At 38.7% G+C, this 13,414-nt stretch carries 13 protein-coding genes and 4 tRNA genes; all 17 read left to right on the top strand.

Annotation, left to right across the window (positions count from 1 at the left end; translation table 11 throughout):
- The first annotated feature begins 1 nt into the window (after position 1).
- The 17 genes from HZB59_06580 (at position 2) to HZB59_06500 (ending at position 13,380) form a co-directional block, all read left to right on the top strand.
- Positions 2–1,549 (top strand): NAD(P)H-hydrate dehydratase, encoded by a 1,548-nt coding sequence (locus HZB59_06580; GenBank protein ID MBI5021081.1) that lies wholly within the window; start codon positions 2–4, stop codon positions 1,547–1,549.
- 2 nt (positions 1,550–1,551) lie between these two features.
- A complete protein-coding gene (vanZ, locus tag HZB59_06575; GenBank protein MBI5021080.1) occupies positions 1,552–1,956 on the top strand; it encodes a VanZ family protein in 405 nt (134 codons plus the stop codon).
- 115 nt (positions 1,957–2,071) lie between these two features.
- Positions 2,072–3,193 carry a tRNA guanosine(34) transglycosylase Tgt gene (tgt, locus tag HZB59_06570; GenBank protein ID MBI5021079.1) on the top strand — a complete coding sequence of 374 codons (1,122 nt, stop codon included), beginning with the start codon at positions 2,072–2,074 and terminating at the stop codon, positions 3,191–3,193.
- Between the two features lie 96 nt (positions 3,194–3,289).
- Positions 3,290–3,604, top strand: a complete 315-nt coding sequence (yajC, locus tag HZB59_06565) for a preprotein translocase subunit YajC (protein ID MBI5021078.1) — start codon at positions 3,290–3,292, stop codon at positions 3,602–3,604.
- 19 nt (positions 3,605–3,623) lie between these two features.
- Positions 3,624–4,850 carry a bifunctional 3,4-dihydroxy-2-butanone-4-phosphate synthase/GTP cyclohydrolase II gene (locus tag HZB59_06560; protein MBI5021077.1) on the top strand — a complete coding sequence of 409 codons (1,227 nt, stop codon included), beginning with the start codon at positions 3,624–3,626 and terminating at the stop codon, positions 4,848–4,850.
- Positions 4,851–4,995: 145 nt separating this feature from the next.
- Positions 4,996–5,484 (top strand): transcription elongation factor GreA, encoded by a 489-nt coding sequence (gene greA, locus HZB59_06555; protein ID MBI5021076.1) that lies wholly within the window; start codon positions 4,996–4,998, stop codon positions 5,482–5,484.
- A 16-nt stretch (positions 5,485–5,500) separates the two neighbouring features.
- Positions 5,501–6,022 carry a class IV adenylate cyclase gene (locus HZB59_06550; GenBank protein ID MBI5021075.1) on the top strand — a complete coding sequence of 174 codons (522 nt, stop codon included), beginning with the start codon at positions 5,501–5,503 and terminating at the stop codon, positions 6,020–6,022.
- Between the two features lie 105 nt (positions 6,023–6,127).
- Positions 6,128–6,200, top strand: a tRNA-Gly gene (locus HZB59_06545).
- 114 nt (positions 6,201–6,314) lie between these two features.
- Positions 6,315–6,386: transfer RNA gene (locus HZB59_06540), tRNA-Cys, on the top strand.
- Between the two features lie 81 nt (positions 6,387–6,467).
- A tRNA-Leu gene (locus HZB59_06535) sits at positions 6,468–6,553 on the top strand.
- Between the two features lie 17 nt (positions 6,554–6,570).
- Positions 6,571–6,644 (top strand) — tRNA-Val (locus HZB59_06530).
- A 98-nt stretch (positions 6,645–6,742) separates the two neighbouring features.
- Complete coding sequence (gene thrS / locus HZB59_06525) at positions 6,743–8,665, top strand: threonine--tRNA ligase (GenBank protein MBI5021074.1); 1,923 nt, start codon at positions 6,743–6,745, stop codon at positions 8,663–8,665.
- A gap of 10 nt (positions 8,666–8,675) precedes the next feature.
- The gene (locus tag HZB59_06520) at positions 8,676–9,245 is read left to right on the top strand and encodes a translation initiation factor IF-3 (GenBank protein ID MBI5021073.1); all 570 of its coding nucleotides are present in this window, start codon (positions 8,676–8,678) and stop codon (positions 9,243–9,245) included.
- A gap of 6 nt (positions 9,246–9,251) precedes the next feature.
- A complete protein-coding gene (gene rpmI / locus HZB59_06515) occupies positions 9,252–9,443 on the top strand; it encodes a 50S ribosomal protein L35 (protein MBI5021072.1) in 192 nt (63 codons plus the stop codon).
- A gap of 45 nt (positions 9,444–9,488) precedes the next feature.
- Positions 9,489–9,836, top strand: coding sequence for a 50S ribosomal protein L20 (gene rplT / locus HZB59_06510; protein ID MBI5021071.1), 348 nt, complete (start codon positions 9,489–9,491; stop codon positions 9,834–9,836).
- Between the two features lie 83 nt (positions 9,837–9,919).
- A complete protein-coding gene (gene pheS, locus HZB59_06505) occupies positions 9,920–10,930 on the top strand; it encodes a phenylalanine--tRNA ligase subunit alpha (protein ID MBI5021070.1) in 1,011 nt (336 codons plus the stop codon).
- Between the two features lie 14 nt (positions 10,931–10,944).
- Complete coding sequence (locus tag HZB59_06500; GenBank protein ID MBI5021069.1) at positions 10,945–13,380, top strand: phenylalanine--tRNA ligase subunit beta; 2,436 nt, start codon at positions 10,945–10,947, stop codon at positions 13,378–13,380.
- Positions 13,381–13,414 lie beyond the last annotated feature (34 nt).

The raw sequence follows: 13,414 nt of genomic DNA, 5'->3' as shown, positions 1-13,414 counted from the left end.
GATGCAACAGTGTGATCGCTACGCGATTAACACGTTGAAAATTCCCGGTTTAATCTTAATGGAGAATGCCGGGAGAGGTACCGTTGATTTGATAGAAAAAAGATACGGCCCCGTTCTGGGGAAAAAGTTTATTGTGGTGTGTGGGAAAGGAAACAATGGCGGCGATGGCTTTGTTATTGCCAGGCATCTTTTTGTCCGGGGTGGGATGGTTGTAACCGTTTTGATTGGAAAATCGAGTGAATTGAAAGGAGATGCGAAAACAAATTATCTCACATTATCGACTATAGAACGAAAGTATGGAACCACAAAGAAGCTGAAACTACTGCAAGATTACAGTAAGAAAAAAATATCCATGCTCCCCAAAGCAGATTTCATTATTGATGCACTTTTTGGTACTGGATTTAAAGGGAAAGTATGCGAACCTCAACTCGGAGTGATACAATGGATCAATAACCGCCCGGAGAAAAAAATAAGTATTGATATTCCTTCGGGCATCGATGCGGATACAGGAACAATTGGAAACAATGCAGTCACCGCATCAGATACGGCAACAATGGGATTTAAAAAAATCGGTTTAACCATCGGCGATGGAAGAGAATACGCCGGTAAGGTTGATGTAATTGATATATCTTTACCGGATGAAATTATTAAAACAGTTGAACCAAATAATTTCATTGTTGGAATTGATGATGTAAAAAAATTGTTGCCAAGACGGCGTTTCAACGCGCATAAACATTCGGTAGGGAAAATAATACTTTTAGCAGGATCACGCGGGATGACAGGAGCTGCAGCATTAACGGCACGGGCAGCGATGCGCGCAGGAGCAGGATCGGTGATTCTTGGAACACCCAAATCGGTTTATCCGATACTGGGGAGAAAAATGACTGAGGTGATGGTTGAACCGCTTCCTGAGACTGAGTACGGAACGTTAAGTTTAGATGCGTATAACTTTATCGATAAATATTCCCAATGGGCTGATATAGTTATTTGCGGACCAGGATTTTCGAGAAACCCGGAATCGGCAGAATTGATTTGGAAAATAGTCTCATCATGGAAGAAACCGCTTCTTTTAGATGCCGATGGCTTGAATAATATTTCCGAAAAATTATCAATCTTAAAGAATCATGCAGCTTCTAATTTTATTATTACACCTCACACCGGGGAATTTTCAAGATTAACAGGTTTAACCACGGATGAAATAAATAGAAATCGTCCTCAAGTTGTAAGAGATATCACCAAACAATTTAAATTGACATGCGTTCTGAAAGGGGCACCGACAATTACGGGATCGGATAATGGAAAAATTTTTATAAATTCAACCGGCAATGCTGGTATGGCATCTGCCGGAATGGGAGATGTGTTAACTGGTATAATTGGAGGTCTATGGGCACAGGGTGTCAGCCAGGATGATGCTGCAATTGCGGGAGTTTATCTACACGGTTTAGCGGGGGACTTTGCCAAAATAAAATTCGGTGAAAAGAGTTTGATGGCTCTTGACCTTCTCTCATTAATACCGGAATCATTACTTCATATTGAAAAGCATATCTGATTGTGAGCATACATTTTAAACATTTCATACGATATCAATTCCCGGCTATTGCCTGGGCTTTATTGATCTTTATCGGTTCATCAATACCGTCAAAATATTTTCCATCATCGAGGATATTTACGTACGATAAATTAATTCATATATTCTTGTTTTTTGTATTGGGAGTGTTTGTCTATCGGGCGCTAACACCTTATCAAAACCGGCACGATATTAATTGGCGCCGGTTGATAATTACTGTAATGATTGTCGTCGGTTATGGGATACTTGACGAACTTTACCAAGGAACAGTCCCTGGCAGATCACTTGATTTCTATGATGGAATAGCCGATACAATCGGTGGTATATTAGCCGCGTTACTGGTTATTTTTTTAGCAAAGCGTAATAAACGTGTAATTGTCTCAGAATAAAGAATAGTTTTTGTTATTGCATATCTCGCACCCGGAATAAAAGTTTGCTTACAATTACCAGCAGATAATAAATGCTGTATTTGTTTTTCCATCAAAAAAATAGCAAATTAGAAGCGTGAGATTCGTTCTTGAAATGAAAGATGAAAATGCCCGCGCGGGTATTATTCATACTGATAATGGTTCTATAACTACGCCTGCATTCATGCCGGTTGGAACTCAAGGCACCGTAAAAGCAATTGCTCAAAGAACTATTGAAGAAATTGGTGCGGAGATAATTCTAAGTAATACTTATCATTTGTACTTAAGACCCGGCACAGATGTACTGTTTGAGGCAGGAGGATTACATAAATTTATGAGTTGGCGAAAACCGATTCTGACTGATAGCGGCGGGTATCAGGTGTTCAGCTTGTCTGATTTGAGAAAGATCGCGGAAGAAGGGGTTCGGTTCAAATCGCATCTCGACGGATCGACACATCAATTCACACCTGAAAAAGTGATAGAGATCCAGCGTATAATAGGTTCAGATATCATGATGGTTCTCGATGAGTGTGCTCCGTATCCTTGCACTAACGATTACGCAAGAGAATCGAACAGCTTAAGTATGCGTTGGGCTGAGAGATGTTTAATATATTTCAATTCAAATGGAAAATTATACAACCATTCACAGTCGATATTCGGAATTGTACAAGGCAGTGTTTTTCCCGAGATAAGGAAGGAATCAGCATCCATTTTGAAAGAAATGAATTTTGATGGTTACGGTATTGGAGGTTTGGCGGTTGGGGAACCAGCCGAGATGATGTATGAGATGATTGAAATAACGAATTCGATACTTCCGGAAAATAAACCCCGGTATTTGATGGGGGTTGGAACTCCGGAAAATATTCTAGAAGCAATTGATCGCGGTGTGGATATGTTTGATTGTGTGTTGCCGACTCGCAATGGAAGAAACGCGCAGTTATTCACGAGAAACGGTACTCTGAATATCACGAATCTAAAATTTAAAAACGATTTAAGACCTGTTGATTCCGAATGTGAATGCTATACTTGCAAGAATTTCTCAAGATCGTACATCAGACACTTATTTAACGTCAAAGAAGTTTTAGGGTTGGAACTTGCAACCATCCATAATCTTTATTATTATCAATGGTTAGTGCATAGTGCCCGGAAATTTATTATGGATGGAAATTTTAGGGATTGGAAACAAAAGCAGTTACTACGGCTAAATGGGGCAATTTAGAAATTAGTTAAAGAAAATAAGCAATAAATATTTTTAAACAAAACAAAAACTTATTCATTAAAGGAGATTAAATTGAATTTATATAACATTATTTTGATGGCACCACAAGGTCAGGGACAGGGTGGAGGTATGTTCAGCACCCTAATTATGTTCGGCTTGATCATTGTGATATTTTACTTTATGATATTGAGACCACAACAGAAAAGACAAAAAGAAAGAGATAAAATGCTAAACGATGTTCAAAAAGGTGATAAGATTATCACTGTTGGTGGTATGCACGGAAATGTTGTTGGCTTAGAAGATAAAACTGTTTTGGTTCAAATTTCTGATAATGTAAAAGTAAAGATCGAAAAATCTGCTATCTCATCAGTTGTACGAAGCACAAGTGATAGCGTAGGAAAAACTAATTAAAAAAAAATAAAAGTGAACTGTGAGCAGAGATCATTTCAAATTTAATAGCATAGACGAAGCGGTAGCCGATTTAAAAAACGGTAAAATCATAATCGTCGTTGACGATGAAGATCGCGAGAATGAAGGAGATTTTATTGTCGCGGCAGAGAAATGCACTCCTGCGGCGATAAATTTTCTAGCGAAACATGGCAGAGGAATTATCTGCGTGGCACTGACTGAGCAAAGGACAGCGGAATTATCTCTCGACATGATGGTGGATAGCAATACTTCGCTTCACGAAACTTCTTTCACTGTTTCAGTCGATTCGATCCACGGTACTACAACAGGTGTTTCTGCTCACGATAGAAATGCAACTGTCCATACTTTGATTAATCAAAATGCGAAGGCAAGCGATCTAGCTCGGCCCGGTCATATCTTTCCGCTCCGAGCAATGGAAGGTGGCATACTTAGACGTGCTGGGCATACAGAAGCTGTCATCGATTTGTGTAAAATAGCCGGCTTATATCCTGCAGGTGTACTTTGCGAAATCATGAATGAAGATGGTGCCATGGCGCGTGTGCCTGATCTGATTAAATTATCAAAGGAATTCAACATCCGAATCATCTCGGTTCAAGACTTAATCGAATACAGGATGAAACGGGAAAAGTTAGTTCAACGTCTCGCCTCAACCCAACTACCATCCAAATATGGTATTTTTAAAATCCATCTCTACAAAAGCGAAAACGATAGCAAAGAACATGTCGCGCTTGTCAAAGGTGATATTGATCCGGAGAAACCTATGCTGGTTCGTGTTCATTCGGAATGTCTGACCGGTGATGTATTCGGTTCGATGCGATGCGATTGCAACGATCAACTGGTCTCTTCCCTGAAAATGATAGAGAAGGAAGGAAATGGTATTATCCTTTATATGCGGCAGGAGGGAAGAGGGATCGGATTGCTGAATAAATTGCGGGCATATCGTTTGCAGGATGACGGTTTAGACACTGTTGAAGCCAATGAGAAATTGGGTTTCCGGGATGATTTGAGAGATTACGGGATAGGTGCGCAGATACTTCGCGATCTTGGTGTTCGCCGAATGAGATTGATTACAAACAATCCTAAAAAAGTGGTTGGTTTGCACGGTTATGAGCTTGATATCGTTGAGCGGGTACCGATCGAAGTAAAACCACACGAACATAATGAACGTTATCTAAAAACAAAAAGAGATAAATTGGGACATCTGATTTTACTCGATCAAAACAAATAAAACTTGATTTTCTAATTTACATGTTGTAGATTTAATCAAGTAATGAATACAACAGCCATCACCCCAAAGCGTGATGGCTGTTTTTTTCTTCCATTTTGCTACCTATTTATTATCGAACTATTGTTATATCATTTACGTTTTTATTATGCAAGAAAATAAAAATAACGGGTCAGTCTATCTTACGCGCGAGCGTTTAGTTGAGATTGAAAAAGAACTTCACGATTTAAAAATACACGGAAGACTTGAAGTCGCTCAAAAAATTCAGGAAGCGCGCAGTCACGGCGATTTATCTGAGAACGCTGAGTATGACGCAGCCAAAGAAGAGCAACAGCATCTTGAGTTGCGGATTTCAAAATTGGAACAGACTCTTTCTCGAACCCGGATAATCGAAAGCAAAGATCTTCCAAACGATAAAGTTTATATTCTTTCAACGGTAAAATTAAAAGATTTAAAAACAAAAGAAACCGTTACCTATCTGCTCGTTTCACCTGAAGAAGCAGATTTTGAAAAAAATAAAATTTCAGTTACTTCTCCTATTGGCAAAGGATTGATGGGGAAAGTTCAGGGAGAAAAAATCAAAGTACCGGTACCTGCCGGAACTTTGGAATACGAAATTCTTGGCATCAGTCGATAGATAAATTATTTCTACTATGCCGGTAAACCTCGAAATTAAAGCACACGTTAATGATTTGCAAGTTGCAGAAAATATTGCCATTGAAATTGGCGCACATGAAACCGGAGTATTGATTCAAACCGATACTTATTTCAATTCTCCAAATGGTCGACTGAAGATGAGAGAAGTCCCAGATTCAGATGCTGAATTGATTTTTTACAATCGCGAAGAGGATTCAGTTCAAAGAAGAAGTAATTTTTATATATACAAAACTATCAATGCATCTGATCTTAAAGAAATATTGGCATCATCGTACGGTATTCGCGCGGTCGTTGAGAAAAAGCGGAAGTTGTACATGCTGGGAACAACCAGAATTCACATCGATCAAGTCAAAGACCTAGGTTCATTCTTAGAATTCGAGATACCGATGGGGGATAATAATCAAACACCAAGTGGAATAATGAATTATTTAATCGATAGATTCAACATCTCACACGATCAATTCATCACCAAATCCTACATAGATTTGATGTTATTAAACAAAGAGCAGGTCTTCTAAATGGTGGAAATGGTTGCATTTAACCCGCTCTGTAAAAATTCTACGTGAACTATTAATTTTATTTGCGTGTGCATGAAAATTTCAGTATATTATTCAGCATTAATTGCGGGAATAGCTCAGTTGGTAGAGCGTCACCTTGCCAAGGTGAATGTCGCGGGTCCGAATCCCGTTTCCCGCTCAATTTTATCTGATTACGCGATTATTAAGTATTGATAGCGTATCATGGTTACAGAGAATCGCCCTGCTGCTCCCATTACATCAGGCGGCGGGGCTTATTTTTAAAAATAAAAATGGCGCCGTACCCAAGTGGTAAGGGAGAGGTCTGCAAAACCTTTATGCGGCGGTCCGAATCCGCCCGGCGCCTCTTGATTAATTATTAGTTATTGGTAAAGTGTTTTTTTTTTTTTAAAGGACATCCAATAACAGGTGACAAAGAACAAAGATTGCCGGGGTGGCGAAACTGGTAGACGCACAGGACTTAAAATCCTGTTCTCCGCAAGGGGAGTGTCGGTTCGATTCCGATCCCCGGCACTCGGAAAAAATATTTTGGGCTCTTAGCTCAGTTGGTTAGAGCGCTACCTTGACATGGTAGAGGTCATAGGTTCAAATCCTATAGAGCCCACATTAATAGGAGAAATGAAAATTTCAGAACAGATATTTTATAAAATTGAATTTATTTTCTGAAATCGGATTTTATCCGATTTTTTTGTTTAAATGATGATGACAACTATTACAATAAAATTTCCTGACGGTAATACTAGGGAATACTCAAAAGGTATCTCCGGATTAGATATTGCCAAGAGTATCAGCAACGGATTACTTCGTGATGCCCTTGCGATTGAAGTGAACGGGGAAGTTTGGGATCTTGTCAGGGCGATAAACGCTGATTCTCAGGTGAGAATTTTAAAATGGAATGATATAGGCGGAAAAGATACCTATTGGCACAGTACCGCGCATCTGATGGCGGAAGCAGTTGAAGCAATCTTTCCCGGCGCAAAGTTTGGCGTTGGACCATCGATCGATGCGGGATTTTATTACGACATCGATTTAGGCGGTCACACTTTATCCCCAGATGATCTCTCGAAGATTGAACAAAAGATGTTGGAACTATCGAAGGTAGATTCCAAGATTGTTAGAGAAGAAAAAAAGTGGGAAGATGCCGTCGCATATTTTAAAGAAAAAGATGATCCATATAAGCTTGAGCTTCTCGAAGAGTTAAAAGGACAAATCATCACATTTTACCACTCAGGGAAATTCATCGATCTGTGCGCAGGTCCTCATTTACCTTCGATGGGAAAATTGAAAGCGATAAAGCTTCTGAGTGTTGCAGGTGCTTATTGGCGCGGGAACGAAAAAAATAAAATGCTTCAGAGAATTTACGGCATTTCATTTCCTACTCAAAAAGAATTAGATGAATATCTCTTCCGCATCGAAGAAGCGAAGCGGAGAGATCATAGAAAATTAGGGAAAGAACTCGACCTATTCGTTTTTCACGATATAGCTCCCGGTGCTCCATTCTGGCTTCCGAATGGAATGATTGTTTTCCGCGAACTCGAAAAATTTCTGAGATACGAACTCGATGGTGCAGGGTATCAGGAAATATCGACACCAATTTTAGTTAAGAAAGAATTATGGGAACAATCAGGACATTGGGCGCATTATAAAGAAAACATGTTCTATTTCGATCACGATGATGCGACATTCAGTTTGAAACCGATGAATTGTCCCGAAAGCACATACGTTTATCGTCATCGGATGAGAAGCTATAAAGATCTTCCTCTGAGATATTCCGAGATCGGAAGATTACACAGGAACGAAATTTCAGGTGCGCTTGGTGGAATGTTCAGGGTACGGCAAATCACTATGGATGATGCGCATATCTATTGCCGACCCGATCAGATTTTGGATGAAATAAATTCATTGATAATTTTAGTCGAACGATTTTATTCAATTTTTGGTTTGAAACCAGTTTATAACCTTTCAACTAAACCCGAAGGTGCAATGGGAGATCCGAAACTTTGGGAAGAAGCTGAATCAGGTTTGATGAAAGCCCTTGAACATAACAAAATAAAATATACTTTAAAACCTAAGGATGGCGCTTTTTACGGACCCAAGATCGATGTCCAAATCCAAGATGCGTTGGGAAGGGATTGGCAAATTGCAACAATCCAGTTAGATTTTATAATGCTGCCTGAACGTTTTGAATTGGAATATGTTGCTGAAGATGGTTCCCGTAAAAGACCTGTCGCAATTCATCGTGCAATTTTCGGATCATTCGAAAGATTTATGGGAATTATTACCGAGCATTTTTCTGGATCATTCCCAACTTGGTTATCACCGCAGCAAGCCATCGTACTGCCGATTACCGATTCTCACTTAGATTATGCACGTAAAGTGTATCAAGCATTAAAAAACGCAGATGTCCGGGTCGAGCTTGACGATCGAAACGAAAAAGTAAATTATAAAATCCGTGAGTGGGAAATGAAGAAGGCATCGTACATGTTGGTGGTGGGCGATAAAGAATGTAATTCGAATGCGGTATCGGTACGACAACATAAAAAAGGTGACATAGGTGTAATGCCTCTCGATAAATTTGTAGATAAAATTTTAGAAGAAATCAAATTAAAATCATTAACAATTTAGGAGTACTGCCATAAAAGAGACAAATCGTGTTCGCATCAATGAAGAAATAAGAACATCGCAAGTTCGTGTCATTGATGAAAATGGTCAGGTAGGGATGATGCATCCCACTGAAGCGTTACGGATAGCCCATCAAAGGGGTTTAGATTTAATTGAGATTGTACCGAATGCCACACCTCCAGTTTGTAAGATTATGGATTTCGGTAAATACAAATATGAGCAGACAAAGAAAGATAAACTCCAGAGAAAGCATCAACAAGTAACCCAAGTTAAAGAATTACGGTTCCATCCAAATACGGATGTTCACGACTTCGAATTTAAGGCCCGTCATGGAAGACAATTTTTAGAGGATGGTCATAAACTAAAAGCAACGGTGGTCTTCAAGGGTAGAGAAATCACATACGCCCAGCAAGGAGAAGAATTGCTTAAACGGCTTGAAGAAAAATTAGCCGACGTTGGAAAAGTTGAACAATCTCCAAAATTAGAAGGTCGCAGCATGGCAGTCATCTTCGCTCCGGAACGGAGCTCAAAAAAGAAATCTGAAAAAAAGCAAAAACCTGTTGAAACCCAAAAGGAAGGATAGAATAAAATGCCAAAGATGAAATCAACATCAGGCGCCAAGAAACGTTTTAAAAAAACAGCTTCTGGTAAATATAAACGTCACAAAGCGTTTCGAAGTCATATACTGACTTCAAAATCGACAAAAAGAAAACGTCATCTTCGAAAATCAACACTTGCTTCAAAGCAAGAGCAACAGAAAATCGAAATGATGATTCAATAATCAAAACAAACAATAACAACTTAGAGGAAAGGAAGAAGAGCAACTATGCCACGTTCGCAAAATAAAGTTGCCTCCCACCGCCGGCGCAAGCGCATATTAGCGCGTGCTAAAGGTTACTGGGGTGCGAGAAGTAAAGTCCTCACGGTAGCTAAGCACCATATCGATAAAGCTGGACAGCATGCTTACCGTGATCGGAAAACAAAGAAAAGAGAATTTCGCGCATTATGGATTGCCCGTATCAACGCAGGAGCCCGTTTGCACGGAACAACTTATTCAAGATTAATTGCTGGACTGAATAAAAAAGGTGTTGAGATTAACCGCAAAGTATTGGCTGATCTCGCATCGCGCAGTCCCGAAGCATTTGCAGAAGTCGTAAAATTCGCAACTGCTTAATGAATCTTCAACTGTTGGGGCAGTGGAATAATTCCATTGCCCTTTTATAACAGTCTGAAGATTTTTTTATTTTATTGGAAAATATGATTAAGAAAATAGAACAAATCAAACAATCGGCTGACGTAGAAATAAATTCTGTAAAAAACCAAGAAGAGCTGGAAGCGTTTAGGATAAAATATCTGGCTCGAAACGGACTTGTGGGAGATTTGTTCGACGCATTAAAAACATTGGATAAAACTGATCGTCCGTTGATGGGAAAGCATTTAAACGATCTTCGCAACAACGTTCAAGTACTTTATGATAAGAAAAAAGGTGAAATTGAATCGAAGATTGGAACCCCTCAAGAAACTATCGATTTTACACTGCCGGGAAGAAGAAGATGGGTTGGAACGACTCATCCTCTCACTCAAACACTCGAAGCGATCAAAAGAATATTTTACAAAATGGGTTTTGATGTTGCTGATGGTCCTGAGATTGAAGATGATTATCATAATTTTGAAGCGTTAAATTTTCCACCTGACCATCCTGCGCGTGATATGCAAGATACATTTTTTATCACCGATAAAATCCTATTACGTACGCACACATCTCCGGTTCAAATACGTGTAATGCAGAATCAAAAACCTCCGGTACGTGTAATAATTCCAGGACGAGTTTATAGGAATGAAGCGATAAGTTCACGCAGTTACTGCCTGTTTCATCAGGTAGAAGGATTATATGTCGATGAAGGTGTAACATTTAGTGAATTAAAAGGAACATTGATAACTTTCGCGAAACAATTTTACGGGAGCAGCTTGAAATTTAGATTCAGACCGAGTTATTTTCCTTTCACTGAACCAAGTGCTGAGATGGATATAACTTGTTTCTTATGCAAAGGTAAAGGATGTCGTGTGTGCAAGCAAACGGGTTGGCTCGAAATTTTAGGTTGCGGCATGGTAGATCCGAATGTTTATAAATATGTCCGATATGATGATGAAAAAATTTCCGGGTATGCTTTCGGTATGGGTATTGAGAGAATCGCAATGCTGATGTATGGAATAGATGACATCAGAATTTTATATCAAAATGATATCCGTTTCTTAAAACAATTTTAATAAGATCATATATTATGCGGATTTCACTTGAATGGTTAAAAAAATATGTAGCGATAAAATTATCGCCGGAAGAATTAGGTCACTTACTTACCATGCGTGGCCTGGAAGTTGAAAGCATTGAATATCAGGGTGAAAAATATAATCATTTTGTAGTTGCTAAAGTTTTAGAAGTTCAAAAACACCCGAAAGCAGATCGACTTACTGTATGCCAGGTGGATACCGGTTCAGCAATATTGCAAATAGTTTGTGGGGCTCCAAATGTTGCAGCAGGGCAGATTGTAGCTGCTGGTCTCATAGATGCGGTTGTTCCTCGAAATCAACACGATCCTGAAGGTAAACCATTTAAAATCTCTAAGGCTTCTCTTCGCGGGATTGAATCGCACGGAATGATATGTTCAGAATATGAACTTGGATTGGGAGAAGACAAAGATGGCATTCTTATTCTCGATGATTCTGCTCCCCTCGGTACTCCATTAGCCGAATATCTTGGTGTGAAAGACACAATTCTCGAAATTGGTGTAACACCAAACCGCCCTGATGCTCTCAGTCATATCGGAATTGCGAGGGAAGTAGCTGCAATCCAGGATATAGATTTCAAATTGCCCAAAATTAGTATCGAGGAAGAGGGAAAATCAATTTCAGATTTTGCTAAAGTGATCGTCGAAGATATTGAAAACTGTCCTCGATATTCAGGACGTTTGATAAAAGATGTCAAAGTGGCCCGATCACCACTTTGGTTAGAGCAAATTTTAGAGTCGGTTGGTATTAGACCGGTTAATAATATCGTAGATGTAACTAATTACGTGCTAATGGAATGCGGCCAACCACTTCATGCTTTTGATTTCAATAAGGTAGAGAATGCAACCATAATCGTAAAGTCGGGATTGGAAAATTATCAATTTACAACTCTTGATCATAAAGAGAGAAAACTTCGGTCCGATACTTTGATGATTTGTGACGGAAAGAAACCAATCGCGGTTGCAGGTGTAATGGGTGGTGAAAACACAGAAATCACACAATCCACAAAATGCGTATTTATCGAGAGCGCATATTTTTTACCACGGAGCATAAGAAGAACCTCAAAATATTTTGGTTTAAGCTCAGATGCTTCCCAACGGTTCGAACGCGGTGCGGATCCCAATATAACTCTTTGGGCGGTTGATCGTGCAGCAGAAATGATAAAATCAATTTCAGGCGGGACAATCATACGAAAAAGGATAGATGTATATCCTAAAAAAATAAAAGAGAATAAAATTACCCTCCGTGTCTCGAAAGTCAATCAACTACTTGGCATAACTCTCTCAAATAAAGAGATTATCGATTTGTTAGAAAAGATATTCTTCAAGCATGTCGCTGAAAAAACAAAAAGCAAAAATCATGATCTGATTAAATTTTTAGTGCCGACTTTCAGACCAGATATTGAACGTGGAATTGATGTTATCGAAGAAATTGCGCGCATGTACGGATATGACAATATTCCTATCAATGAAATATCGAAATTAAGATTATCCGAGAAAACTCCGCCGATGGATTTTCTTCCAATCATTAGAAATTATTTCGTAGGGGCAGGATTTCAAGAAATAATTACAAATAGCATGCAGCCAATTCTGACAGCTCAGATAGGATCTGATAGAGTTGTAAAAATCGCCAATCCAATAAGTCGCGATATGGAAGCCTTACGTACTTCTTTACTTCCGAGTGTGGTTGAAGTGATTCGTGAAAACATTTTTAAAGGAAATAGTTCTCTTCGTTTATTTGAAATTGGGAAGACGTACTTCTGTCATGATTCAATAGTTGGTGAATATCTTCCAAAATACACTGAAAAGAGACAATTATTAATTTCATCCATAGGAGACCAAAATCCGCTCAGATGGGATGAAAAATCAAAAAATACTGACTTTTTTGATATGAAGGGGGAAATTGAATCATTCTTCAAAAAAATATTTCTTGACAATATTAAATTTATTCAGTATCCTAATACCGATGCTTTAAGTGAACGAGGTGTTCATATTGAAATAAATAAGGAATGCATAGGTAAGATTGGATATGTACACAAAGAGTTATTGAAGCAATTCGGCATCGAGAATGAAATTGTTTTTGCCGAGATTGAGATCGAAAAAGTGATTGACAAAATAAATGTAGAACGGCATTACAAAGCATTACCGAAATATCCTTCAATAATTAGAGATATCGCGTTAGTCATTGACTCTAATATTCCAATGGATAGGATTGAAGAATGTATAAAGTCTTCAGGATCGTCCTTATTGAAAGGTATTGAATTATTCGATACATATTTCGGGAAGCAGGTAGGTGATTCGAAAAAGAGTTATGCATTCAGATTAGAGTTTTATTCTGAAGAAAATACATTGACGCAGATTGAAATTGATGATATTATGAATTCCATAATCAATCAGTTAGAGAATAAGTTTAAAGCAATTATTAGACGATAATAATCATTTTCATTAATAGAAACCTGTTTGGAAA

Source organism: Ignavibacteriales bacterium (assembly GCA_016214905.1).
Classification (GTDB): Bacteria; Bacteroidota; Ignavibacteria; order UBA10030; family SZUA-254; genus PNNN01.
The sequence above is the reverse complement of the archived record's forward strand: the minus strand, read 5'-3'. Positions and strand labels throughout refer to the sequence as shown.